This window comes from Streptomyces sp. QH1-20 (assembly GCF_041283565.1).
Taxonomy (GTDB): domain Bacteria; phylum Actinomycetota; class Actinomycetes; order Streptomycetales; family Streptomycetaceae; genus Streptomyces; species Streptomyces syringius.
The window spans coordinates 4,578,911-4,603,179 of the sequence record NZ_CP166299.1 but is presented as its reverse complement, the minus strand read 5'-3'; the positions used below and the strand labels follow the sequence as shown (position 1 = coordinate 4,603,179).

The window sequence follows — 24,269 nt, the reverse complement described above, 5'->3', positions numbered from 1 at the left end:
CGTTCTACTTTCCGCTGTTCTTGTCCTTGGACATCACCGCTATGGCAATCGCCACCGCACCGCCCACTACCACGACCTGCCCAAGGGCCGGGTTATCCGGATAGATCTTGGACGAGAACGTAATACCCAGGACAGTGGCCAGAGAAAGAAACGTGTATACGACAATTCGGCGCGCAGGCTGCATTCGCTAATCCTCTGCTATATGGGGGGAGTGGAGTGGCTCAGCCTAGGGCCTGCCGAATCCGAGAGGGTGCAGTTTCAGCCACTCTTGCTTTGCCTCGCTGGTCGATGACATAGAGCACGGCGGGATGCGTCGCGCCGAATGCCAGTACGAACCGATTCAGCCCCATGAACTGCCCGATACCGATATGGAACAGCGTCATCGATCCCAGATAAGCGCGCGCCAGCGGCTTGGGCAGCACGAAGACCAGCGGGAATCCGCACTCCACGGCGACGGTCGCCCAGGACACCAGCTTGCCGAGCAGGGGATAGCGCTCGACGAGCTCGAAGACTCGTTGGTCCCCGTAGTTGCGGGTGCGGATCACACCGGTGAACGCGTCCCCCTTGAGCCAGACCGGCGAGACGGCCTTGACCACGCCGGAGGCCAGGTAGGAGATCGTCGTCTCGATCGCGAGGGCTCGCATCGCGACGTCCCGGCCCTTGCCGGGATCCTGGAACGTCGCCGTCGAAGCGAGCACCACGTTGAGGACCTGCTGAAGCTGGTCCGCGCCGTCCCCACCGAACGGAGTGCGCAGCCGGTTGGCCGAGCCCGCCACCGCCAGGACCGCGCCGCCGGCCGCCTGCACGGAACGCTTCTGCGGCCAGATCATCGTGCAGGCCGAGGCACCGGCCTGCACCGAGTACAGGGCCAAGGCGGCCTGCTTGGAGTCCAGCGCCCGAGTCAGTCGCGGAAAGCGCTTGGCCAGTTTGGGGTACATGTTTTCGAACTGACCGCTGAGCAGCTCGCCCTTGTCGAACCTGCGGGGCTGGCTCAGCATCTCCAGGGACGCCACCAACGTCCCCAGGGACGCCAGGCGGCGGGAGGTGACCTCCGGCGGAACGCGGCGGAACATACGGGTACGGCTCCTTGGCATCTTCGGGCACGGCGGGCCCCCTTGCGGGGAACCACGCAGGGCGGGCACGGTTGAGGTAGCTTGCCCATTGACGGGGCACGGTGTGAGCGCAACGCACACCGTGCCCCGTCAGTCGACTCAGTGGCGGCCGTTGAGGTTGTTCGCGACGGCGGCGGTGGCGTTCACCGTCGCGGCGGTGAGGGCCGCGGCCTCCGGGGTAGCCAGGGTGGCGAACGGAGTGATGAGCGTCGGGACCGCGCTGTCCACCTCGAAGTGGCCGGGGGTGACGTCGGCCAGGTGGGCGTTGGCGAACTCTGCGACCGAAGCCTGCATGGTTCCTCCTTGTGTGATGTGGTTCTCCAGACCGTTCGGCTGGAGGACGCGTGCTCACGCACCTTGCTGGGAAGGTGGTTGAGCACGCGGCTTCCGGCCGAGCAGTTCGTGTCCGCCTAAGCGGCCACGGCACTGTGCAGCGGAATCTCCGGCGAGGCGAAGACCGGCTTCATCTCCCGTTCCGTGAGACTGGTGGGGTAGGACTCCATCAGCAGGAACTGGGCCGCGGAGGCGCCCTCGGTGTGCGTGAGGTGCTGGCGGATGTAGTCGGCCAGACACCGGTAGCCGGGGGTGCGGCCGACGACATCGAGGTTGTTGGCGTAGGCCCGCGCGACCAGGGAGATGTCCTGGCAGGCGTCGAACAGAGCCTTGGGAGCGCGATTGCGGGCGTTCCACGCCAGGGCGTACCAGGGGCGGTCCTGGGTGACAGGCACCTCCTGCCAGGCGCCGGGCTTCTCGTCGGCAAGGTTCCGATACAGCAGGTGGATGTCCTTCACGCCAGGATTCGGCCCGAAGAACCGCCAGTTGGGAACCGGAATACGCAGTCGGCCGCGGCGCAGCAGCGCGTCGAAGCGCTGGTCGGGGCATTGCGACACGGTCGTGGCCAGCAGCCAGCCGGTCAGCCCCGCCGTCACGGCGGCCACCTTGACGTGCTCGCGATTCACGGGCGCACCCCTTCCCAGCTCTCCTCGCTCTTCGGTTCCGGCTCCGCATCGCGGAACGGTTCGGCGATAACGCGGCCCACCAGCGCGGCGTGGTGCTCGAACGACAGCACCGACTCGTGGTCCGAGCCCTCGATCACGTGGTGACGGGAGCGTTCGGAGTAGGCGAGGAACTCCGCTTGTACGGACAGGTGGTCGGTGTTGCTGCCCTGGTTGTCCTGCGCGGTGATCACATCGAGCGGGACCTTGATCCCCGTGGGCTCCGGGTGCTCCATCGCGGCGCGGTACTCCCGGTAGGCGGTCGCCCATACCCGGCGGTGCGCCAGGAACGCACGGGTGCTGCGGTTGACCTCCGGCCGGAAGGTCTTCTGCCGGTTGAGCGAGGGGATCAGGGCCGAGAGCCCGGTGACCGCGTAGGCCTGCTCGGTCAGCAGGATCTGGCAGTACCAGAGGTCGGTCTCCTGGCCCCGGGAGGCGCCGAGTTGCCGGACGTTGGTGGCGTCGACCATCACCACCCGTTCCACCCCGGTGCCGGCTCCATGGAAGGCCGCGTACGCCGCCACCAGATAGCCGCCCAGGGAGTGGCCGACGAGGGTCACCGGCGCGTCGGAGGGCAGGAAGCGCGCGCGTAGTTCGTCGATGAGGGCGAAGTGCGCGGACAGGTCGTGGCCGGGCACCGGGGAACTCAGCCCGTAGCCGGGCCGGTTGAACCGCAGATATCCGATGTCCGCGGGAAGCGCGGAGACCACCCAGTCCCAGTACTCGTGCGGAGTCCCCAGACCGTTGTCGAACAGCACAATCCGCCGGGCGTTCGGGGGCAGGTGGACGTCCACCTCCACGACGCTGCCGTTCGGCCTGGTGTGGGCCAGGTAGCGGCGGGCACGGTCACGCCTGCCCCGCCGACGTGTCACCGCACCGGCGAGCACGCTCGCACCGGCGAGCGCGGTCAGCCCCACGGCAAACTGACGGTCGATGGACGGCACTTTCCCCCCTGCAAGTCGAATTGATGATTTTCTGCGGTTTTTTCGACAAGTAAATTTCTAGCACGCCCGGCAGCCACTAAAGAAAGGCGTTGCTTTATGCTCGCCGCGCTGCAGATCAGGCCGTTTCTTTCACATAGGTGGAAACAAACGTCGGGGCCTGCTCGTGATATGCGGTACCGTCCCAGTCCGCCCAGCGGCTTTCCGGCTTCAGCCCGGCGTCGCGCGCGTACGCGTCGACCTCGTCGGGGTGCGTCATACGGGTCGTCTCTGTGCCCACCCGGGTGGTGCCGTCAGCCTCGTACCAGATGTGCGAGCAGTGCCACAGCGCCCCTTCGGGCAGCAGAGTGGAGTGGGTCTGCACCCCCGTGCCCGGCTCGGGGTAGGGCACGAAGTAGCTGGTGCGGGTGCGGCCCTCGTGCAGCGCGACGACGGCCGGCTTGTTGTGGGTCTCGACGACCAGCCGGCCACCGGGGAGCAACAGGTCCGCCGCCCGCCGGACGGCCTGCCGCTGCTGGTCCGAGGTGAGCAGGATCGAGAGGGTGCCGCACACGCAGTACACGAGCCCGTACCGGCGCTTCTCGCTGTAGGTGCGGATATCGCCGTGCACCGGCTCCACATCTCCGCCGTCCGCCAGTTTGGCGCGCAGTCCGGCCAGCATCTCCGGGGAGGAGTCCACGCCCGTGACCCGCCCGACGTGACCGGACAGCGGGAGGGCGATGCGGCCGGTGCCCACACCGAACTCGAGTGTCCCGGTGCCGGGGCCGGGGTGGAGATCCGTCAGCCGCCGCGCCGTTCCCGCCGCGCGGCCGTCCCTCGGGAACAGCCGGTCGTACCAGCCGTCGAACTGACGGCCGTAGCCGATGTCCTCCACCAGGCCACTCATCGGGCACCTTCCTCACGCGGCGGTATCGGCGGCGGTACGGCGTGCCGCCATTTCCTCCCCCGCCGAATCGGTAATGCCATTTCTAACACCCGACCGAGCCGCTAAAGAAAGGCGTTAATTGACTACCCGGTGGTTCACCCGGAGTCCGTCCGGCGTGCCGATGCGGCGGCGCGACTGGTCCCGGTGACGGCGCAATTCCACATACAGCTCACCGATGGTGGTCTTCAATGTGGATATCTCCTTGGACATGTCATCCGCCCGGGCGGCGTCACGCGTCATGACCTCGCCCGTCAGCCCCAGCCGCCCGGCCTCGATGAATTGCCGCCTCCAGTTCCAGACCGATTGCTCGGAGACTCCTGCCCGCCGCGCGGCCTCGGCCGCGGTCTCCTCACCCGTGAGCACCCCGAGGACGAGAGTGAACTTCTCGTCCGCGGGAAGTGCCGGCGGACGCCCCATAACCGCTCCCCCTTCAGTCGCATGACAGCCGACCGCCCCGCGCGGCACCACCGTCTTCACGAAGGAGGGGTGCCGACCCGGAACGGCTGGTCCCGGCCGCCCCTACGCTTCCGTTTCCGCACGGAAACGGAAGCGTAGACAACCCAACGCCTCGAAGCGGAGTTCGTCAACCCGTGACCACTGGTCACCTGCCCTTGCCGACGCCCAAGGTGCCCCAAGAAGCCTTTCCCGCAGGGCTTCGAGCGGTGACGTGTGATCACTGTCACGTCGTTCACGCGCAGTTCGTCAGGCTACCCACGCCTGCGAGTGCACCAGCTCCCGGTACACGCCACAGCGCGCCATCAACTCGGCGTGCCGCCCCGCATCGACGACCCGGCCGTGGTCCATCACCACGACTTGGTCCGCGTGTTGAACGGTCGACAGCCGGTGCGCCACCACGACCACCGCCTGTTCGCGGGCCACCCGCGTCATGACATCGCGCAGCCGCTGCTCGTTGACACTGTCCAGCTGCGAGGTCGGCTCGTCGAGCAGCACCAGGGGGGCCGACGAGAGCACCACCCGGGCCAGGGCGAGGCGTTGGCGTTGGCCGCCGGACAGGTCCGTCGCCCGCCCGAGCTCGGTATCCAGCCCGTCGGCCAGGGCCGCCACGTCCTCGCGCAGCCCGACCGCCGCCAGCGCCGCCCACAGCTCGTCGTCCGGCGCGGTGTCGCTCCGGCCGAGCGTCAGGTTCTCCCGGACCGTGCCCTCCAGAAGAGTGAAGGCCTGGTCGGTGAAGGCGATCCGCTCGCGCAGCGCTCCGAGCGGCCAGTGCCGCACCTCCCGCCCGAGCACCGCGACACGTCCGCTGTCGGGCTCCAGGAAGCGCTCCACGAGGCTGAGGACGGTGGTCTTCCCGGCGCCCGAGTGGCCCACTACCGCGGTCAGCCCCGTCCTCTGCACGGTGAACGAGACGCCCCGGAGGACCGGGTCGCCGCCGTAGCCGAAGTGGACCCCGTTCAGCTCCAGGGCAGGCCCGGGCAGGATGGCGCGGCCCACCGAGGCCACCGCGTCCTCCTCGGCCGGCAAGGTGAGCAGGGAGGTGAACCGGTCCCGCGCGGCGAGACCGGACTGCAGCCGGTTGACGCCCGTCACCATGAGCATCACCGGGCCCACCAGCTGCATCAGATACAACAGGAAGCCCGCGAACTCCGCGATGCCAAGGTCGCCGGAGGTGATCCGCGCACCGCCCACGACGATCACACTGACCAGCGCGGCCTGCTGCCCCAGGCCGAGCACCGGGGACAGCAGCGACTGCAGTCGCGCCCCCTTGAGCGCCTTCTCCCGCAGGACGGCCGCGTCGCCGGAGAGCTGCTCGGCGGTGCGCTCCTCCGCCCGGTAGGCCTTGATGGTCGTGAGCGAGCCCAGCGCCGCGGTGAAGCGCTGGGACAGCACACCCAGGAAGGTCTGCTGCGCCATGAGATTGCGCCGCACCCGCACCACGACCCAGCCGACGGCCAGGCCCACGAGCGTGAAGACACCGACCGTCAGGGCTGCCAGCACCCAGTCCAGGTAGGCCATCACGCCAAGGGTCAGCAGTACGGTCGCGGCGGCCACCGGGAGCTGCACCACGCCGACGTCGACCACCGAGCGCAGCAGCACCGCGTCGGAGGTGATCCGCGCGACCAGCGTTCCGGAGCCCTCCGCGCGGATCGTGCGCAGCGGCAGTCGCAGCCCGTGGGCCATCGCCTCGGACCGCAGCCGGAAGATCATCCCCTCGCCGATCCGCTCCAGCAGATAGGCGGACACGGCCGAGGCCACGGCCCCGCCGAGGGCGAATCCGGCCATGATCGACACCGGCCCCACCAGGCTGCCACCGTCGCTGATCCGGGCGATGAGCTCCTTGACCGCCCAGGGCACGGCCAGCGTCCCCACCGTGGACGCCAAGGCCAGGACCAGGGCCGCCGTCAACGCGCACCCGTTTCCCCTCGCCATCCTCCGGACCAGCCCGAAACCCCGCTGAACCCCGTGCGTCGCCATGCGGCCTCCCGTCGTACACCGGATGCCCACTATCCGGGGACGACAGGCCGTCACAGAAACGGGTTACTTACCATGGAGACCCACCTGACCTGGCCTTTTGGCGAGTGGGGCCAAGAAATCACGCGGCGACGAGCAGGGGGCGGGGGGCGTCAGCCGCCGCAGCCGCACGAGCGTCGGACGACCAGCGCCGACGGGAACTGCTTGAGCCGCTCGCGCCGGGATCCGGCGACGCGCAGGGCGTCGTCCAGGACCAGGTCCACGGCCGAGCGGGCCATGGCGATGCGGTCGGAGGCGACGGTGGTCAGCGGCGGGTCCGTGAGGGCCGCTTCCTTCACGTCGTCGAAACCGGCGACGGCCAGCTCGCCGGGGACGTCGATGCGCAGCTCGCGCGCGGCCCGCAGGACGCCGATCGCCTGGTCGTCGGTGGCGCAGATGATGGCCGGCGGCCGGTCGGGGCCGGACAGCAGGCCGAGGGCGACCTTGTAGGCGTCGTAGCGGTTGTAGGGGGCCTGGAACAGCCGGCCCTCCAGCGACTTCCCGGCCTCGCGCATGGCCCGCCGCCAGCCCTCGACGTGGTCGGTGACCGGGTCGCCGATCACCGGCGTCTCCTCGGTCCCGCCGAGACAGGCCACGTAGGGGTGCCCGTGCTCCAGCAGATGACGGGTGGCGAGCTGGGCGCCGCCGACGTCGTCGGTCACGACGGCGACATCGTCGATCGCGTCCGGTCTGCGGTGCATCAGCACCACGCGGGCGTCCCACGCGTCGATCTCCGTCGCGGCGTGCTCGCTGGGTCCCTGGCTGATCAGGATGAGCCCGGAGACCCGCATGCCCAAGAAGGCCCGCAGATAGTGCACTTCGCGCTCGTCGAGATAGTCGGAGTTACCGACGAGCACCATCTTGCCCCGCTCGGCCGCGGCCTGCTCGACCGCGTGCGCCATCTCCGCGAAGAAGGGCTGGCGCGCGTCCGGGACGATCAGGCCTATGAGGTCCGTCCGTCGGGACGCCATCGCCTGGGCGACCCGGTCGGGCCGGTACCCCAGCTCCTTGATCGCGGCCAGCACCCGGTCCCGCGTGGCCGGGGCGACCGGCCTCGGCCCGTTGTTGATGACATAGCTGACCACCGCGGTCGACGTCCCCGCCAGTCTCGCCACATCGTCCCGCGTCACCTTGGCCACGGGCGGCAGTCTACGCGGGTCCACTCACCTCTTCGCCGGGCGTGCGGCCTGCGGTCGGGCGGCCTCCGGCTTCTCCGTTCGTGGGGTGTCCGCGGGGCCTTCTCGCTGGGGATCCTCGGCCTGGCGCTCGGTCTTCTCCGGCTTCTCCGGCACCACGAAGCGGTAGCCGACATTCCGAACCGTGCCGATCAAGGACTCGTGCTCGGGACCGAGCTTGGCGCGCAGCCGCCGCACATGCACGTCCACCGTGCGGGTACCGCCGAAGTAGTCGTAGCCCCAGACCTCCTGGAGCAGCTGGGCGCGGGTGAAGACCCGGCCCGGATGCTGGGCGAGGTACTTCAGCAGCTCGAATTCCTTGAAGGTCAGATCCAGTATCCGGCCCTTGAGCTTCGCGCTGTACGTCGCCTCGTCCACGGAGAGGTCGCCCGTACGGATCTCCATGGGGGAGTCGTCCATCGAGATCTGCCGGCGTCCCATGGACAGCCGCAGCCGTGCCTCCACCTCGGCGGGGCCCGCGGTGTCCAGGAGGACGTCGTCGATGCCCCAGTCCGCGGTGACCGCGGCCAGACCGCCCTCGGTGACCACGAGGATCAGCGGACAGCCAGGACCGGTGGACCGGAGCAACTGGCACAGACTGCGCACATGGGGCAGATCGCGGCGGCCGTCGATCAGTATGACGTCGGCCCCCGGGGTGTCCACGAGGGCCGGGCCCTCGGCGGGAGCCACCCGCACGCTGTGCAGCAGCAGACCCAGCGCGGGAAGCACCTCCGTCGACGGCTGGAGGGCATTGGTCAGGAGCAGCAGAGAACTCATCGGCTGCCACCCGCTTCGGTCGAACTACGGTCGTCCTTGCTGTCCTGCACGCTTCGCTCGCCCATAACGTCGGTTCCTCCTCGGTCCCTGCGAGGACGTTGCGGCACTCATTCGTACGGTTTGCGGTCTCCGCGCCCTAGGAGCACGCGCGCTCTCAGCCGCGGGTGACGCGTCTGAATGCACAAAAGGACCCGGGGGCGACTCTGCCCGGATCCTCTCTGCCCAGCAGAATAACCCACATGACTTTCGGAGGTACGGACGATTTTGCACGACCTTGTGTTTCGTCGCTCACTTCGAGTGGTCATCGCGCCGCGCTCTTGACAGCCGACGGAGTGCGCGTGGAGGCCCGTTACGAGCCCGGCCCGGACCCTTCGCGGCGGGCCGCCGATCACCCGGTCGTCGTGCTCGCGCACGGCTTCACCGGTGCGCTGGAGCGCCCCGGCCTGCAACGGGCCGCCCGGGTGTTCGCGCAGCACACCGCCGTGATCACGTTCTCGTTCCGGGGCCACGGCGGCTCGGGCGGCCGCTCCACGCTCGGCGACCGCGAGGTGCTGGATCTGGCGGCCGCGGTGGGCTGGGCCCGCTCGCTCGGCCACCGCCGGGTGGCGACCGTCGGCTTCTCCATGGGCGGCTCGGTGGTGCTGCGACACGGCGCCCTGTACCTGCCGCCGAACGGGGGAGGGCACGGGGGGCGCACCGACGCACACGCCGACACGATCGTCTCGGTGAGCGCGCCGGCGCGCTGGTACTACCGGGGCACGGCCCCCATGCGCCGGCTGCACTGGGCGATCTCCGGCCGCACGGGGCGCGCGATCGCGCGATGGGGGCTGGGCACGCGCATCCACCCGGAGGACTGGGATCCGATCCCGCTCTCCCCGACGGAATCGGTGCCCTTGATCGCACCGCGGCCGCTGCTGATCGTGCACGGGGACCGGGACACGTACTTTCCTCTGGACCACCCGCGGATGCTCGCCGCTGCCGCGGACCCGTCCTCCACGGAGCTGTGGATCGAACGGGGCTTCGGCCATGCGGAGAGCTCCGCGGGTTCGCTGCTGCTGAGCCGGGTGGCGGAATGGATCACAGATCAGCCGTAACGGCGCCCGGAACCGGGCCTCGGTTGTCCTCAATCGCCGGACGGGCTTGATTCGGCCGGCCCGGAGCCGCACCCGACGGCAGCACCGGGCCGAGGCCAAAACCCGCTACGCCTCAGCGGCAGCGAATTGCGCTGAGTACAGCCCCGCATACGCCCCCCGCGCCGCCAGCAGCGACTCGTGCGTGCCCTGTTCCACGATGCGGCCCGACTCCATCACCAGGATCACGTCCGCGTCGCGGATCGTGGAGAGCCGGTGGGCGATGACGAAGCTGGTGCGGCCCGTGCGGAGCTGGGCCATTGCGTGCTGGATCAGCACCTCCGTGCGGGTGTCGACCGAGCTGGTGGCCTCGTCCAGGACGAGGATCTCCGGCTCCGCCAGGAACGCCCGCGCGATCGTGATGAGCTGCTTCTCGCCGACGGAGACGTTGGCCCCCTCCTCGTCGATCACCGTGTCGTAGCCGTCGGGCAGCGTACGGACGAAGCGGTCGACGTGGGTGGCCTTCGCGGCCTCGACGATCTTGTCCATGGAGGTGCCGGCAGGCGCCCCGTAGGCGATGTTCTCCGCGATCGTGCCGCCGAAGAGCCAGGTGTCCTGGAGGACCATGCCGATGTGGCCGCGCAGCTCCTCGCGCGACATCTCGGCGACGTCCGTGCCGTCCAGGGTGATGCGGCCGCCACTGACCTCGTAGAACCGCATCAGCAGATTGACCAGCGTGGTCTTGCCCGCGCCGGTCGGGCCGACGATGGCGACGGTCTGGCCCGGGCGCACGGTCAGGGAGAGGCCCTCGATCAGCGGGGTGTCCGGCTCGTAGCGGAAGGAGACGTCCTCGAAGGCGACCTCGCCGCGCACGCGCTCGGGGCCCACCGCCGCCGTGGCGTCCGGCGACTGCTCCTCCGCGTCCAGCAGCTCGAAGACCCGCTCGGCGGAGGCGACCCCGGACTGGACGAGGTTGGCCATGGAGGCGACCTGGGTGAGCGGCTGGCTGAACTGCCGCGAGTACTGGACGAACGCCTGGACGTCACCGATGGACAGCCCGCCCGAGGCGACCCGCAGTCCGCCGACGACGGCGACGAGGACGTAGTTGAGGTTGCCGATGAACATCATCGCGGGCTGGATGACGCCGGAGATGAACTGCGCCTTGAAGCCCGCCTCGTAGAGGTCCTCGTTCTCCTTGCGGAAGGTCTCCGCGGACTCCTTCTGCCGCCCGAAGACCTTCACCAGGGAGTGCCCGGTGTACATCTCCTCGATATGGGCGTTGAGCGTGCCGGTGGTCTTCCACTGGGCGACGAACTGCGGCTGAGCCCGCTTGCCGATCTTCGTGGCGACGACGATGGAGACGGGCACGGTCACCAGCGCGACCAGGGCCAGCAGCCAGGAGATCCAGAACATCATCGCCAGCACGCCGACGATCGTCAGGGCCGAGGAGACGATCTGGCTCAGGGTCTGCTGGAGGGTCTGCTGGATGTTGTCGATGTCATTGGTGGCGCGGGAGAGGACCTCGCCGCGCTGCTGCTTGTCGAAGTAGCCGAGCGGCAGCCGGCCGAGCTTCTCCTCGACCTGTTCGCGCAGGCGGAAGACCGCCCGCTGGACGACGGCCGTGGCGATCCGCGCCTGGACAAGCATCAGGAGGGACATGCAGAGGTAGATCAGCGCCACCCACAGCAGCACCACCCCGATGGCGTCGAAGTCGATGCCCCGGCCGGGGGTGAAGTCCATCGCGCCCAGCATGTCGGCGAGCTTGCCGTCGCCGTCGCTCCGCAGCCGGGCGATGACCTCGGCCTTGGTCTGCCCGGCGGGGAACTGCCGGCCGACCACACCGGAGAAGATCAGGTCGGTGGCGTGGCCGAGGATCTTCGGCCCGATGACGGACAGCGCCACGGCGGCGACGCTGAAGAAGAGCGCGACGGCGATGATCGCCCGCTCCGGGCGGAGCGTGGCCAGCAGCCGGCGGCTGGAGCCGGCGAAGTCCATGGACCGCTCGGTGGGCTGGCCGCCCATGTGGCGGGCCATCCCGGTGGCCGGCGCCGGACCCCTGCGAAGGGCGGCGGGCGCGGCGCCCGGCTTCGGCGCGGTGGAGGACGGCTTCTCGGTGGACGTCACGCTGCCTCCTCCTCGGTGAGCTGGGAGAGGACGATCTCCCGGTAGGTGTCGTTGGACGCCATGAGCTCGGTGTGGGTACCGCTGCCGACGACCCGTCCCTCGTCGAGGACGAGGATCCGGTCGGCGTCACGGATGGTGGACACCCGCTGGGCGACGATGACGACCGTCGCGTCGCCCGTCTCCTGGGCCAGCGCGGCCCGCAGCCGGGCGTCGGTGGCGTAGTCGAGCGCGGAGAAGGAGTCGTCGAAGAGATAGATGCCCGGTCTGCGGACCAGGGCCCGCGCGATGGCCAGGCGCTGCCGCTGCCCGCCGGAGACGTTGGAGCCGCCCTGCGCGATGGGCGCGGCCAGCCCCAGCTCCATCCGTTCCACGAACTCCCGGGCCTGCGCGGTCTCCAGCGCCTGCCACAGCTCCTCGTCGCTCGCGTCCGGCCGTCCGTAGCGCAGGTTGGAGGCGATGGTGCCGGAGAAGAGGTAGGGCTTCTGCGGGACGAGGCCGACGCTCTCGGCCATCAGGGCCGGGTCCAGGTCCCGTACGTCCACGCCGTCGAGCAGCACCGCGCCGTCGGTCGCGTCGAACAGGCGCGGGATCAGGCCCAGCAGCGTGGACTTGCCGCTGCCCGTGGAGCCGATGACGGCCGTGGTCTCGCCGGGCCGGGCCGTCAGGGAGACGTCCTTGAGGACCGGCTCCTCGGCGCCCGGGAAGCGGAACTCCACTCCGCGCAGCTCCAGATGGCCGGCGCGGCGCAGCTCGGTGACCGGCTCGGCCGGGGGCACCACGCTGGAGTCGGTGGCCAGGACCTCCTGGATGCGCTCGGCGCACACCTCGGCGCGCGGCACCATCATGAACATGAAGGTCGCCATCATCACGGCCATCAGGATCTGCATGAGGTAGCTGAGGAACGCGGTGAGCGCACCGATCTCCATGTGCCCGTCGTCGATGCGGTGCCCGCCGAACCACAGGACGGCGACCGAGGACAGATTCACCACCAGCATCGTCGAGGGGAACATCAGCGACATCAGCCGCCCGGCGCGCACGGAGACGTCCATCAGGTCGGTGTTGGCGCGCGCGAAGCGCTTCCGCTCGTGGGTGTCGCGGACGAAGGCGCGGATGACGCGGATGCCGGTGATCTGCTCGCGCAGCACGCGGTTGACGGTGTCGATGCGGTCCTGCATGCCGCGGAAGAGCGGCCGCATCCGCCAGATGATCAGCGAGACCACGGCCCCGAGCACCGGCACGATGATCAGCAGCAGTGCGGACAGCGGCACGTCCTGGTGCAGGGCCATCGCGATACCGCCGACGCACATGATCGGCGCGGAGACCATGAGGGTGAAGGACATCAGGGCCAGCATCTGGACCTGCTGCACGTCATTGGTGGTGCGGGTGATGAGCGACGGTGCCCCGAAGTGGCCCAGCTCGCGGGCCGAGAAGGACTGCACCCGGTCGAAGACCGTGGCGCGCAGATCGCGGCCGACCGCCATGGCCGTGCGGGCGCCGTAATAGACGGCGCCGATCGCGCAGACGATCTGGCCGACCGTGACGGCCAGCATCCAGCCGCCGATTTCGAGGATGTACCCCGTGTCCCCCTTCACCACGCCGTTGTCGATGATGTCCGCGTTCAGCGTGGGGAGGTAGAGCGTGGCCAGCGTCTGTATGAGCTGGAGCAACACCACGAGCGCGATCGGTTTCGAATAGGGCCTCAAGTACGCCCGTAGAAGTCGTACCAACACATAGGCAGCGTAAGTGACCGCACTGACAGCGGGCCTCTCCTTTTGGCGGGTGGCGGACCGGGGAACCCGCGGCACCCGTCATCATGGAGGCGCAGGAAGAAGGAAAGGGGTCGCCGTGGCGACGACAGACTCGGCACGTCCGGCACTGCCGGAGCAGCCGGCCCGGCCGGAACCGGAAGGCACGATCCGGTACTGGGCCGCGGCGAAGGCCGCGGCCGGCACGGCCGAGGAGCCGTACGCGGCGCGGACGCTGAAGGACGCGCTCGACGCTGCCCGGCACCGCCACGCGACCCGTCCGGAGTTCGCGCGGGTCCTGCTGCGCTGCTCCTTCCTCGTGGACGGCGATCCCGTCGGCACACGCGACCACACGACGGTCCAACTGGCCGAGGGCGGCACTGTCGAGGTGCTCCCGCCCTTCGCAGGAGGGTGACCCCGACACCATGAGCAATCAGCACCGCAATCCGTATGAGCCGCATGAGGCTCATGAGACGTACGAGTCGTACGACGAGCGCTACGCGTCCCAGCCGTACGAGCAGCGCGAGGGCTACGGGCCGTACCACCCCCAGGCCGCCGCGCAGCCCGACCGGCCGCAGGCCGCCCCGGGCCCCTACGACGCCTACGAGCCGTACGCGCAGCAGCAACCGCAGCAGTCGCAGCAGCAGCCCCAGCCCACGGCGTGGCCCTCGCACACGGACCAGCAGGGCTATCAGCACCAGCAGGATCCGGCCACCCAGACCTGGGACACCCGGACCTGGGAGCAGCGCGGCTGGGAGCCGTCCCCGGCGGCGGAGCCCGCGTACCGCACGCCCTGGCCCGGCGAGGCCCTGCCGCAGCAGACACCGGGCCACGCCCAGGCCCCGGCCGACCACGCCACGCCGCGGCACACGGGCAACGGCGACACCGGCGCGGGCCCGTACGGTGACTCCTCGTACGGGAGCACCGTCGGACGGCACACCGCGGTCCCGGGCACGAGCCCGGCGCCCTGGCCCGCGGCGCTCGACGAGCCGGGACCGGACCTCGGCTCCGGCCGCGACGCCGCCGCCCCGGCCGGAGCGGCAGCCCCCGACCGGCCGATGACCGCGGCCGAGAAGGCGAAGGCCGAGGGACGGCCGCAGATCCTCTCGCCCGGCTTCAAGCCCGCCCTCGTCACCGCCGTCCTCGCGGCGATGCTGGCGCTCGCCGCGCCGCTGGGACAGTTCGCGCTGGTCGTGCCCGTGGTGCTCCTGCAGGCGGTCACGGCGGCCGGATGGTTCCGGCTGAACGGCATGTGGCCCGCCCGGCAGGGCATCGCGCTGGCGTTCCTCGGCGGCGTGGCCGCCGACATCGGGCTGCTGGCCACCGACGCCCTCGACGCGCCGACGGTCCTCATCGGCACCCTCGGCGTGTGGGTCCTGCTGACGCTCGTGCTCCAGCTGCGCAGCCACGCCGCCCCCGACGAGCGGCTGTACGGGCTCACGGCAGCCGTCGCCTCGGCCGGTGTCACGGTCCTCGCGGCCGGGCATCTGGCCGCGGCCGACGACGCCGTCGTGGTGGGCGGTGCCGCCGTCGCCGTGACGGTCCTGGCCCGTGCGCTGCCGCTGCCGTCCGTGGCCTCCCCGGTGATCGCTCTGATCGCGGCGGCCGGCTCCGGCGTCGCCACCGGCGGCCTGACCGGCATCGGCCCGTCCGCGGCCCTGCTGGGCCTGGCGGCGGGCGCCTGCGCCCTGATCGGGCTGCGGGTCGCGAGCTACGACTACCCCTCCCGGTTCGTGCACATGACGGCGGGCGTCGCGCTGCCGCTGGCGGCCGCCGGACCGGTGGTCTACGTGATCGGCCGGGCGCTCGTCTGACGTCCGTGCCCCCGCCGGACCGGCGCCGGACGGGCGTCGGCCCGGCATCCGGTCCGACCGGTCCGGTTAGGCTCCCCTGAAACCCGACAGGGAGCCCGATCGAAAGCTGGGGGAACGACAGCAGATGCGTGCCATACGAATACTCCTGATCGTCGCCGTGGTTCTGGGGGCCCTCTTCACGGCCGCCGACCGCGCGGCGGTCTGGTTCGCCGAGAACGAGGCCGCGGAGAAGATCCGCAGCAGCCAGGGCCTCTCCGGCACCCCCGAGGTCTCCATCAAGGGCTTCCCGTTCCTCACCCAGGTCGCGGGCTCCAGCCTCGACGAGGTCGAGATCAAGCTGGACGGCGTCACCGCCAACGCGGGCGACCGCTCGATCCGCGTGACGAACTTCAAGGCGAAGCTCAACGACGTCGAGATCGACAGCAGCTTCTCCTCCGCCGTCGCGCAGCGCGCGACCGGCACCGCGCACATCTCGTACGAGGACCTGACCAAGGCCGCCCAGGACCCCGGGGTGAGTGTCGGCCACGCCAATGCGGGCAGTAACAAGGTCAAGGTCACCGGGAAGGTCTCGGTGTTCGGCCAGATCGTGGAGCGCAGTGTGGTGTCCACGGTCACGGTGGTGGGCAAGGACACCATCCGGGTGCGCGCGGACCAGATCCCCGCCACCGGCTTCCCGGGGGCGGAGGAGATGATCCGTGCGAAGACCGACTTCGACCGGCAGCTCAGCGGGCTGCCCAAGGGCGTCAAGCTCGAAAAGGTCGTCGCGGGCGCCGACGGTGTGGACATCACGTTCAGCGGCGAGAAGGTCAACCTCGCGGGCTGAGCGGGCAATCGGCGGGCGGGCGGGCCTCGGCGCCCGCCTTCCGCGACACATCACGTCCACGCTGCGAGACGCCCCCGTCCGCAGAGCAGAATCCCCGGCCACGCAGGGACTTCGGGGTCTCCGGCGTGGCTGGATCACGTCGTTACCGTCCCACTCTCCGGACGATCCTGTCTCATCATTCGACATACCGGTGACACGCCCGCCTGTCCGTCCCTACGATCGGACGCATGAAGCGACAGGCGGATCTCACGAAGCGGCGGGCAGTCGACCTGTGCCGCGTCGCCGCCATGCTCTGTCGCCGTGTCTGACGGGGACCGCTCCCCCGGTTTCCCTCCCGGCCGTCTCAAGGCCGCATCGAACTCCCCGCATCACACGCTGCGCAGCGCCGCGCACCCATGCCGCCGCGCACCGCACAGCACGCGCACATCCGCAACTGCCCCGGAGGAGAACAGCATGAGCCGCCGCAGCGAGGTCCTGGTCGACGCCGACTGGGTCCAGGCCCGCATCGACGACCCCAAGACCGTCATCGTCGAGGTCGACGAGGACACGTCCGCGTACGACAAGAACCACATCAAGAACGCCGTCCGGATCGACTGGAAGCAGGACCTCCAGGACCCGGTCCGCCGCGACTTCGTCGACCAGGCCGGCTTCGAGAAGCTGCTGTCCGCCAAGGGCATCGCCAATGACGACACCGTCGTCCTCTACGGCGGCAACAACAACTGGTTCGCCGCGTACGCCTATTGGTACTTCAAGCTCTACGGCCACCAGGACGTCAAGCTCCTCGACGGCGGCCGCAAGAAGTGGGAGCTGGACTCCCGCGACCTGGTCGCCGAGGTGCCCCAGCGGGCCGCGACCACCTACAAGGCCAAGCCGCAGGACCTCTCGCTGCGCGCCTTCCGCGACGACGCCGTCAAGGCGATCGGCTCCCTGAACCTGGTCGACGTGCGCTCCCCCGACGAGTTCAGCGGCAAGCTGCTCGCCCCGGCGCACCTCCCGCAGGAGCAGTCGCAGCGCCCCGGCCACATCCCGAGCGCGCGCAACATCCCCTGGTCGAAGTCGGCCAACGACGACGGCACCTTCAAGTCCGACGACGAGCTCAAGGAGATCTACGAGAGCGCGGGCGTGGATCTGGCCAAGGACACCATCGCCTACTGCCGCATCGGCGAGCGCTCCGCGCACACGTGGTTCGTGCTGCACGAGCTGCTCGGCCAGCAGAACGTCAAGAACTACGACGGTTCCTGGACCGAGTACGGCTCGCTCGTCGGCGTGCCGATCGAGCTCGGCGCCAACTGACCCTCCCCCCTCGCGACCCGAAGGAAGAACCATGTGTGGAGCAAAGGCAGGCGGCCCCGACGCCTCGAGCGCCAAGCCCGGTGAGACCACGATCCAGGGCTCGGTGACCCAGAACGGCCACCCGGTCACCGGCTACGTGCGCCTCCTGGACAGCACCGGCGAGTTCACCGCCGAGGTGCCCACGTCCGCGACCGGACAGTTCCGCTTCTACGCGGCCGAGGGCACCTGGACCGTACGGGCCCTCGTCCCCGGCGCGACCGCCGACCGCACGGTCGTGGCGCAGAAGGGCGGCCTGGCGGAGGTCGCCATCGCCGTCTGACGGCGGACACGAACGGCCGGAGGGCCGCACCCAGGGGTTGGACGCCTTGATGGGGGTGCGGCCCTTCGCGCTGCGCGGAGGCCGGTCGTACGGTGGAGCTATGTACGCGCGGAGGCGCCATGTGTACTTCGCCATGATGGGCACCTGCATCGGCCTGTTCGTCCTGGCGTGGTCCGTGGTGCGGCTGTGGTCCGTTCCCGCCGCCGTGGGCATGTGCGTGGTCGCGATGCTGATCCCGCCGGTCGCGGCGATCATGGCCAACCGCCGGGGCCCGGACGACCGCTGGTGGGACGATCCGTCCGGCGACCCGAAGTCCGACGAGTGGTGGGACGAGCTGGACGGCAAGCGGTAAGAACCAGCCCGTCCGGCGATTGAGGACCGGGTCCGGGCGGAGCCCGGTTCGGGAAGGGGCGGGTAGGGGAAAAGAACGTCAGTACACGAGCGCCTGCACGCCGTCCCCCATCGCCTCCGACACGAACACCTGCGCCCCCGCGATCCGCGCGCCCTCGATCAGATCCTTCTCCTCGATGCCCCGCCGCGCCGCGCACTGCGTGCAGACCGTGATCGTCCCGCCGCCCGCCTTGATGCCGTCGATCAGATCCGGCAGCGGCGCCGCGTGCGGCAGCTCGAACTCCGCCGCCCGGCCCGGCAGCGCGAACCACGACGACTCGCCGGTCAGCCACAACGACACCTCGACGCCGCTCGCGACGGCGACCGCCGCCACCGTGAACGCCTGCGAGCACCGCTCGGGCGCGTCCGCGCCCGCCGTCACCTTGATCACGAGCTTCTTCGCCATGCGGCACAGCCTATGCGCGGGGCGGCCGACCTCACAGCGCCGCCCGCGAGGCGTCCGACTAGACTCGAAGCGGTCCGTACACCCTCACTCCGACCGAGGAGCGCGCTCGTGCTTGAGGCATTCTTCACCGCCCTGCTGGTTCTGGTCGCCGTCGGCATCACCGCATTCGCCGGGCTGACCTGGAAGAAGCTGTACCAGGGCCAGCGCTGACCGCAGGTCTCCCCGCGCCTCCTTCCTCGTTCTCCTACAGATCGCCTGAGCCCATGATCGAGATTCCGTCCGACCTTCACCCGAGCCTCGTGCCCCTCGTCTTCCTCCTCGGCAAGTGGGAGGGCGCGGGTGTCGCCGACTTCCCCGGTGCCGAGAAGTGCAACTTCGGGCAGGAAGTCACCTTCACCCACGACGGCCGTGACTTCCTCGAGTACACCTCGCACAGCTGGGTGCTCGACGAGGAGGGCAAGATGGTCCGCCCCCTGGAGACCGAGAGCGGCTACTGGCGGATCGACAAGGACCGCAAGCTCGAGGTCGTCATGATCCGCGACCAGGGTGTCGCCGAGGTCTGGTACGGCGAGCTGGCCGACAAGAAGCCGCAGATCGACCTGGCCACGGACGCCGTCGCCCGGACCGCGGCCTCCGGCCCGTACACCGGTGGCAAGCGCCTCTACGGCTACGTCAAGAGCGACCTGATGTGGGTCGGCGAGAAGGCCACCCCCGAGGTGCCGCTGCGCCCCTACATGTCGGCGCACCTGAAGAAGGTCGCCGACCTGGCGGAGTGGGCGAAGAACCTGCCCGACGACATGCCGGACGGCGTCGCCTTCTTCAACCAGGACGGCACGCCCTACACCGGCTGAGCACGACCTACGAGAGCTTCGCTCTCACCACGCCCCGCGGGGGAAGTCCGGTCGAAGTCCGGCGCTGACCCGCAACGGTAGGCGGGAGGACCTGCACGGTCCCCCCGCGAGCCCGATCACCCGCGGCGGCGTCAGCTCCTGACAACTCGCCGTGGACTGCGAGGGGACGCCCCCGCGGAACGCGCTCGGGGCCGCTCCTTGGGACGCAGGGACGCGGCCCGAGCCGAAGGCGTCACCCCGTGGGGATCCCCTCCCAGCTCATCTCTCCCAGCACGACGGGCCCGCCCGGCAGGCCGCCGGCTCCGCGGAGGCTGCCGCTGCCACCCCTGCTGGCCGGGCTCGGGGCCGCCCTGATCTGCTCGCTGCTGGCGTGCGTCGGCCTCGGCTCCTCCGGGGTGACCTGGGCGGCGACGCTGCGCTATCTGTGGGCGGGGCTGAGCGGCGGGACCATCGCGCCCGACGAGGTCTCCGCCTACACCATCATCTGGGAGCTGCGCTTCCCGCGCGCCCTGCTCGCCGCCGTCGTCGGCGCCGGGCTCTCCGCGATCGGCGTCGCCGTGCAGGCCATGGTCCGCAACGCCCTCGCCGACCCCTTCGTCCTCGGGATCTCCTCCGGTGCCGCCGTCGGGGCGAACGCGGTGCTGCTCTTCGGGGCGCTGGGCTCGCTCGGTGTGTGGGCGCTGTCCGGGGCGGCCTTCGCCTCCGCGCTCGCCGCCATGCTGCTCGTCTACGCGGCGGCCCGCACCCCCTACGGGCTGACCCCGCTGCGGCTGGTGCTCACCGGCACCGCCATGTACTACGGCTTCTCGGCCGTCACCACCTTGATGGTCTTCAGCGCCGACCGCGGCGAGTCCGCCCGCTCGGCCATGATGTGGCTGCTCGGCAGCCTGGGCGGGGCCACCTGGGCGTCCGTGCCCATCGCGGCGGCCGCCGTGGCGGGCGGGCTCGGCTATCTGCTCTGGTCGGCGCGGAACCTCAACGCCCTCGCCATGGGCGACGAGACCGCGACCGCGCTCGGTGTGGACCCCGACCGGCTGCGCCGGCGGCTCTTCGTCGTCGCGGCGGCCGTCACGGGCGCCGTCGTCGCCGTCAGCGGTGCGATCGGCTTCGTCGGCCTGATGGTCCCGCACGTCACCCGCATGCTCGTCGGCGCCGACCACCGCCGGGTCCTGGCCGTCGCGCCGCTGCTGGGCGCGGTGCTGCTGCTGTGGGTCGACATCGTCTCGCGGCTGCTGCTGGCGCCCGTGGAACTGCCGGTCGGTGCCATCACGGCCGTCATCGGCGTGCCCTGCTTCGTGCTGCTCATGCGGCGCCGCGGCTACACCTTCGGAGGGTCATAGAGCATGCGCGTCGACATCGAGGACCTGTCGGTCGAGATCGCGGGCGCCCGGCTCGTCACGGACATCGCGCTCCGGGCGGACAGCGGACAGTTCGTCGGCCTGGTCGGGCCCAACGGCAGCGGCAAGTCCACCCTGCTGCGCTGCGTCTACCGGGCCCTGCGGCCGGCCGCGGGCAGCGTCCGGCTCGGCGGTGACGACCTGCACGCGCTGAACCCCCGGGAGGGCGCCCGCAGGCTGGCGGCGCTGCCGCAGGAGTCGGCGAGCGAGTTCGACTTCACCGTCGGCGAGATCGTCGCCATGGGGCGGCTGCCGCACCAGAGTGCCGCCGGGCGCGTCACGGCGGCCGACACCGAGGTCTGCGCGGACGTCCTGGAGCGGGTCGGCGCGACCCACCTCGCCGAACGGGGCTTTCTGACCCTGTCGGGCGGCGAGAAGCAGCGGGTGCTGATCGCGCGGGCCCTGGCACAGCAGCCGAAGGTGCTGGTGCTGGACGAGCCGACGAACCATCTGGACATCGCCCAGCAGCTGGAGGTCCTGGCGCTGGTGCGCGGCTCCGGGCTGACGGTCCTGGCCGCGCTGCACGACCTCAATCTGGCCGCCACCCACTGCGACGCCCTGTACGTCATCGCCGACGGCCGCATCGTCGCCTCCGGGCCGCCGCACGACGTGCTGACCGCCGAGCTGCTCGCCGACGTCTTCGGCGTACGGGCGCACCGGGTGCCGCACCCCGAGTCCGGCGCCCCGCAACTGCTCTTCGACCGCCTTCCCGCCAGCTGAGGCCTCCCACCCCGTTGAGGCTTCCCCCCGATTAAGGACGCGCCATGGCCACCGCCGCCGCCCGTACCGCCCGTACCCTCACCGCCCTGGTCGCCGCCGTCGCCCTCGCGGGCTGCGGTGCCGAAGTCGACGACTCCAAGGGCGAGAAGAAGACCGAATCCAAGGGGGACGGGGTCAGGAGGGGCGCCTCGGCGCACTACCCCGTGACCATCGAGAACTGCGGGGTGAAGACGACGTACGACAAGGCCCCGCAGCGGGTGGTGACCAACGACATCGGCATCGCGGAGATCATGTTCGCGCTCGGCCTGGAGGACCACATGGCCGGGTATGTGGCCCCGGACTACAAGGGCGACCGGGACGACGAGGCGGCGGCCGCCTGGAAGGACGGCTACAAGAGAGTGAAGTGGCTGTCCAAGAAGGAGATCACCAAGGAGATCGTCCTCGACGCCAAGGCCGACCTGGTCTTCGCGGGCTGGAACTACGGCTTCGGCGAGGGCAACGGCTTCACCCCTGCGGCCCTGGAGAAGCTCGGCATCGGCTCGTACGTGCTGACCGAGTCCTGCCGCAACAACGGTGACGCCAAGTCCCGCGGCGTGATGCCGCCCTTGGAGGCGCTCTACACAGACCTGGAGACGCTGGGGAAGGTCTTCGATGTCGAGGACCGGGCGGCGAAGCTCATCGCCGGGTTCAAGAAGCAGGTCGCCGACGCCCAGGCGCAGGTCCCGAAGGGCGGCGAGCGGCCCAGTGTCTTCCTCTACGACGACGGCCGGGACAAGCCGCTGACCTCCGGGATGTACGCCGGACCGCACGACATCATCACCAAGGCCGGCGGCGACCACGTGATGAAGGACCTCAAGGACTCCTGGGTGTCGGTCAGCTGGGAGACGGTCGTCGAGCGCAACCCGGACGTCATCGTGATCAACAACTACGGCGATGTCACGGCGGAGCAGAAGAAGAAGTTCCTGAAGTCCTACGCCCCGCTCGCCAATGTGTCGGCCATCAAGAACGACCGCATTTTCGTCCTCGACTACGTCGATCTCGTCGAGAGCCCCCGCAACCCGGCGGCCATCGCCGCGCTGTCCCAGTACCTGAAGGGGGTCCGCAAGGGCTGAGCCTGCCCAGGGGTGTCTTGTGGATCTTGCCGGGCTCGCGTGCCCCGGCACGCACACTCGCCGCGTTGTCGTCAGTCGCCAATGCTCCGCAGTGGCTCCCTCCTCCGCCTTGCGATCGCACGCACCGGACCCCGCTCCCTGATCCGGCCTGATCCACAGGACACGCCCTAGACTGGGGACGTGGTGGACACCGACTGGCAGAGCGATCTCCGTAAGCGCGGCTACCGGCTGACCCCGCAGCGCCAGCTCGTGCTGGAGGCGGTGGACCGGCTGGAGCACGCGACGCCGGACGACATCCTCACCGAGGTCCGCAGGACCGCGGGCGGGGTCAACATCTCCACGGTCTACCGGACGCTGGAGCTGCTGGAGGAGCTGGGGCTGGTCAGCCACGCCCACCTCGGCCACGGCGCGCCCACGTACCACCTGGCCGACCGGCACCACCACATACACCTCGTCTGCCGGGACTGCACGGACGTGATCGAGGCCGATCTGTCGGTGGCGGAGCCCTTCACGGCGACGCTGCGCGAGACCTTCGGCTTCGAGACGGACATGAAGCACTTCGCGATCTTCGGGCAGTGCGCCAAGTGCTCCGCGAAAGCGCCGTCCGCCGGGTCGTAGGCTTGTCCGCATGCTGCGTCATACGAAAGCCAGCCCCTTGCTGTCGCTGCCCGGTGCCGTGCCCGCCGAGGGCCCGGACGAGGGCGTCGCCGCACACTACGGCGACCTGTTCCGCGAGCAGCGCGCGCTCGCCGGCGGGTCCGGTTTCGTGGACCTCTCGCACCGCGGAGTGGTCACCGTCACCGGCGCCGACCGGCTGAGCTGGCTGCACCTGCTGATCACCCAGCATGTGAGCGCCCTCCCGGCCGGGCAGGCCACGGAGGCACTCGTCCTCTCCGCCAACGGCCACATCGAGCACGCGCTGTATCTGGTCGACGACGGCGAGACGACCTGGGCCCATGTGGAGCCCGGCACCCAGGGCGATCTGATCGCCTACCTGGAGAGCATGAAGTTCTTCTACCGGGTCGAGGTCGCCGACCGTACGGACGACTTCGCCGTGGTCCACCTCCCGGCGGGCTCGATCGCCGAGTCCCCCGAGGGCGTCGTGGTGCGCGAGACGCCGCACGGCCGGGACCTGTTCCTGCCGCGCGCGGAGCTCACGGCCTTCGCGGACTCGCACGGCCCGGCGGCGGGCTCCCTCGCCCACGAGGCGCTGCGCGTCGAGGCGCACCGCCCGCGGCTGGGTCTGGAGACCGACCACCGCACCATCCCGCACGAGCTGGGCTGGCTCGGCACGGCGGTCCATCTGCAGAAGGGCTGCTACCGCGGCCAGGAGACGGTCGCCCGCGTCCACAACCTGGGGAAGCCGCCGCGCCGGCTGGTCTTCCTGCACCTGGACGGCAGCGATGTGAAGCTGCCGGGCCACGGTGCGCCCGTCCGCCTCGCGGCGGACGGCGCGGAGGGCCGCCAGCTGGGCTTCGTCACCACCTCGGCCCGCCACCACGAGCTGGGCCCGATCGCCCTGGCCCTGGTGAAGCGGAACGTTCCCGTGGACGCGGCGCTGGTGGTCGGCGAGGGGACGGCGGCGGCGCAGGAGGTCGTGGTCGAGCCGTAACGCCTGCCGCTGGGCTTGTCGGGATACGGCCTGGCCCCGGACGGGCCTTTCAGCCTTCGGCTGGTCTTCTGTGCGGCCGGTTCGGCACGGTTCGGCACCGCCGGGATGCGCCGTCGGGGCGGGGCGCCGTCGCGGCGGGGTGGAGGGGCTGGGCCCCTCCGGCCCGGCCGGCACGCCCCAGTGTGCGCTGTCGCGGCGG

27 protein-coding genes and 1 riboswitch are annotated in these 24,269 nt (G+C 70.4%); of the genes, 14 read left to right on the top strand and 13 right to left on the bottom strand.

What is annotated here, in order from left to right:
* Positions 1 to 4 precede the first annotated feature (4 nt).
* The 10 genes from AB8O64_RS20945 to AB8O64_RS20900 form a co-directional block, all read right to left on the bottom strand.
* A complete protein-coding gene (locus tag AB8O64_RS20945) occupies positions 5 to 184 on the bottom strand; it encodes a hypothetical protein (protein ID WP_370420626.1) in 180 nt (59 codons plus the stop codon).
* A gap of 37 nt (positions 185 to 221) precedes the next feature.
* Positions 222 to 1,073 carry a hypothetical protein gene (locus AB8O64_RS20940; RefSeq protein WP_370420624.1) on the bottom strand — a complete coding sequence of 284 codons (852 nt, stop codon included), beginning with the start codon at positions 1,071 to 1,073 and terminating at the stop codon, positions 222 to 224.
* Positions 1,074 to 1,211: 138 nt separating this feature from the next.
* Complete coding sequence (locus AB8O64_RS20935; protein WP_370420622.1) at positions 1,212 to 1,406, bottom strand: linaridin family RiPP; 195 nt, start codon at positions 1,404 to 1,406, stop codon at positions 1,212 to 1,214.
* Positions 1,407 to 1,522: 116 nt separating this feature from the next.
* Positions 1,523 to 2,071 carry a hypothetical protein gene (locus AB8O64_RS20930; RefSeq protein ID WP_370420621.1) on the bottom strand — a complete coding sequence of 183 codons (549 nt, stop codon included), beginning with the start codon at positions 2,069 to 2,071 and terminating at the stop codon, positions 1,523 to 1,525.
* On the bottom strand, positions 2,068 to 3,051 hold the full coding sequence (locus AB8O64_RS20925; protein ID WP_370420620.1) for an alpha/beta hydrolase: 984 nt from the start codon (positions 3,049 to 3,051) through the stop codon (positions 2,068 to 2,070). The genes AB8O64_RS20930 and AB8O64_RS20925 overlap by 4 nt, the downstream gene beginning before the upstream one ends.
* A 115-nt stretch (positions 3,052 to 3,166) precedes the next feature.
* Positions 3,167 to 3,934, bottom strand: coding sequence for a trans-aconitate 2-methyltransferase (locus AB8O64_RS20920; RefSeq protein WP_370420618.1), 768 nt, complete (start codon positions 3,932 to 3,934; stop codon positions 3,167 to 3,169).
* 114 nt (positions 3,935 to 4,048) lie between these two features.
* On the bottom strand, positions 4,049 to 4,390 hold the full coding sequence (locus AB8O64_RS20915) for a transposase (RefSeq protein WP_370420616.1): 342 nt from the start codon (positions 4,388 to 4,390) through the stop codon (positions 4,049 to 4,051).
* 285 nt (positions 4,391 to 4,675) lie between these two features.
* Entirely contained in the window at positions 4,676 to 6,337 is a 1,662-nt protein-coding gene (locus AB8O64_RS20910) for an ABC transporter ATP-binding protein (protein ID WP_370420614.1), read from the bottom strand.
* Between the two features lie 218 nt (positions 6,338 to 6,555).
* Entirely contained in the window at positions 6,556 to 7,581 is a 1,026-nt protein-coding gene (locus AB8O64_RS20905; protein ID WP_130879279.1) for a LacI family DNA-binding transcriptional regulator, read from the bottom strand.
* A gap of 24 nt (positions 7,582 to 7,605) precedes the next feature.
* The gene (locus AB8O64_RS20900) at positions 7,606 to 8,394 is read right to left on the bottom strand and encodes a response regulator transcription factor (RefSeq protein WP_356454317.1); all 789 of its coding nucleotides are present in this window, start codon (positions 8,392 to 8,394) and stop codon (positions 7,606 to 7,608) included.
* Between the two features lie 239 nt (positions 8,395 to 8,633).
* Between AB8O64_RS20900 and AB8O64_RS20895 the strand changes: the two genes are divergently transcribed.
* Complete coding sequence (locus AB8O64_RS20895; RefSeq protein ID WP_370420611.1) at positions 8,634 to 9,488, top strand: alpha/beta hydrolase family protein; 855 nt, start codon at positions 8,634 to 8,636, stop codon at positions 9,486 to 9,488.
* A 105-nt stretch (positions 9,489 to 9,593) separates the two neighbouring features.
* Here AB8O64_RS20895 and AB8O64_RS20890 read toward each other — a convergent pair whose 3' ends face one another.
* Positions 9,594 to 11,486 (bottom strand): ABC transporter ATP-binding protein, encoded by a 1,893-nt coding sequence (locus AB8O64_RS20890; protein ID WP_370423915.1) that lies wholly within the window; start codon positions 11,484 to 11,486, stop codon positions 9,594 to 9,596.
* A gap of 98 nt (positions 11,487 to 11,584) precedes the next feature.
* Complete coding sequence (locus AB8O64_RS20885) at positions 11,585 to 13,318, bottom strand: ABC transporter ATP-binding protein (protein ID WP_370420609.1); 1,734 nt, start codon at positions 13,316 to 13,318, stop codon at positions 11,585 to 11,587.
* Positions 13,319 to 13,463: 145 nt separating this feature from the next.
* Here AB8O64_RS20885 and AB8O64_RS20880 point away from each other — a divergent pair, with 145 nt between their 5' ends.
* From AB8O64_RS20880 to AB8O64_RS20850, 7 genes are all read left to right on the top strand, one after another.
* Positions 13,464 to 13,748, top strand: a complete 285-nt coding sequence (locus tag AB8O64_RS20880) for a MoaD/ThiS family protein (RefSeq protein WP_370423914.1) — start codon at positions 13,464 to 13,466, stop codon at positions 13,746 to 13,748.
* A gap of 10 nt (positions 13,749 to 13,758) precedes the next feature.
* Positions 13,759 to 15,147: a hypothetical protein gene (locus AB8O64_RS20875; protein ID WP_370420607.1), complete on the top strand. Its 1,389-nt coding sequence runs from the start codon at positions 13,759 to 13,761 to the stop codon at positions 15,145 to 15,147.
* A 124-nt stretch (positions 15,148 to 15,271) separates the two neighbouring features.
* Positions 15,272 to 15,970, top strand: a complete 699-nt coding sequence (locus AB8O64_RS20870) for a DUF2993 domain-containing protein (RefSeq protein ID WP_365214592.1) — start codon at positions 15,272 to 15,274, stop codon at positions 15,968 to 15,970.
* Between the two features lie 227 nt (positions 15,971 to 16,197).
* Positions 16,198 to 16,278, top strand: coding sequence for a putative leader peptide (locus AB8O64_RS20865; RefSeq protein ID WP_356454418.1), 81 nt, complete (start codon positions 16,198 to 16,200; stop codon positions 16,276 to 16,278).
* A gap of 145 nt (positions 16,279 to 16,423) precedes the next feature.
* Positions 16,424 to 17,263 carry a sulfurtransferase gene (locus tag AB8O64_RS20860; protein WP_130879273.1) on the top strand — a complete coding sequence of 280 codons (840 nt, stop codon included), beginning with the start codon at positions 16,424 to 16,426 and terminating at the stop codon, positions 17,261 to 17,263.
* A gap of 31 nt (positions 17,264 to 17,294) precedes the next feature.
* Positions 17,295 to 17,582, top strand: a complete 288-nt coding sequence (locus AB8O64_RS20855) for a DUF1416 domain-containing protein (protein ID WP_184736277.1) — start codon at positions 17,295 to 17,297, stop codon at positions 17,580 to 17,582.
* Positions 17,583 to 17,682: 100 nt separating this feature from the next.
* Positions 17,683 to 17,934 (top strand): DUF3099 domain-containing protein, encoded by a 252-nt coding sequence (locus AB8O64_RS20850; protein WP_370420604.1) that lies wholly within the window; start codon positions 17,683 to 17,685, stop codon positions 17,932 to 17,934.
* Between the two features lie 78 nt (positions 17,935 to 18,012).
* Here the strand turns inward: AB8O64_RS20850 and AB8O64_RS20845 are convergent, their stop codons facing one another.
* The gene (locus tag AB8O64_RS20845; RefSeq protein ID WP_356454328.1) at positions 18,013 to 18,378 is read right to left on the bottom strand and encodes a DsrE family protein; all 366 of its coding nucleotides are present in this window, start codon (positions 18,376 to 18,378) and stop codon (positions 18,013 to 18,015) included.
* A gap of 263 nt (positions 18,379 to 18,641) precedes the next feature.
* Between AB8O64_RS20845 and AB8O64_RS20840 the strand changes: the two genes are divergently transcribed.
* From AB8O64_RS20840 to AB8O64_RS20815, 6 genes are all read left to right on the top strand, one after another.
* Positions 18,642 to 19,229, top strand: a complete 588-nt coding sequence (locus AB8O64_RS20840; protein ID WP_130879268.1) for an FABP family protein — start codon at positions 18,642 to 18,644, stop codon at positions 19,227 to 19,229.
* Positions 19,230 to 19,268: 39 nt separating this feature from the next.
* A riboswitch (cobalamin riboswitch) is annotated at positions 19,269 to 19,351 on the top strand.
* A gap of 123 nt (positions 19,352 to 19,474) precedes the next feature.
* Positions 19,475 to 20,569, top strand: coding sequence for a FecCD family ABC transporter permease (locus AB8O64_RS20835; protein ID WP_370423913.1), 1,095 nt, complete (start codon positions 19,475 to 19,477; stop codon positions 20,567 to 20,569).
* Positions 20,570 to 20,572: 3 nt separating this feature from the next.
* Positions 20,573 to 21,346, top strand: a complete 774-nt coding sequence (locus AB8O64_RS20830) for an ABC transporter ATP-binding protein (protein ID WP_365214597.1) — start codon at positions 20,573 to 20,575, stop codon at positions 21,344 to 21,346.
* 44 nt (positions 21,347 to 21,390) lie between these two features.
* Entirely contained in the window at positions 21,391 to 22,458 is a 1,068-nt protein-coding gene (locus tag AB8O64_RS20825) for an ABC transporter substrate-binding protein (protein ID WP_370420601.1), read from the top strand.
* Positions 22,459 to 22,638: 180 nt separating this feature from the next.
* The gene (locus AB8O64_RS20820) at positions 22,639 to 23,076 is read left to right on the top strand and encodes a transcriptional repressor (RefSeq protein WP_356454334.1); all 438 of its coding nucleotides are present in this window, start codon (positions 22,639 to 22,641) and stop codon (positions 23,074 to 23,076) included.
* A gap of 10 nt (positions 23,077 to 23,086) precedes the next feature.
* Positions 23,087 to 24,070 (top strand): folate-binding protein, encoded by a 984-nt coding sequence (locus AB8O64_RS20815; RefSeq protein ID WP_356454336.1) that lies wholly within the window; start codon positions 23,087 to 23,089, stop codon positions 24,068 to 24,070.
* The last annotated feature ends 199 nt before the right edge of the window (positions 24,071 to 24,269 follow it).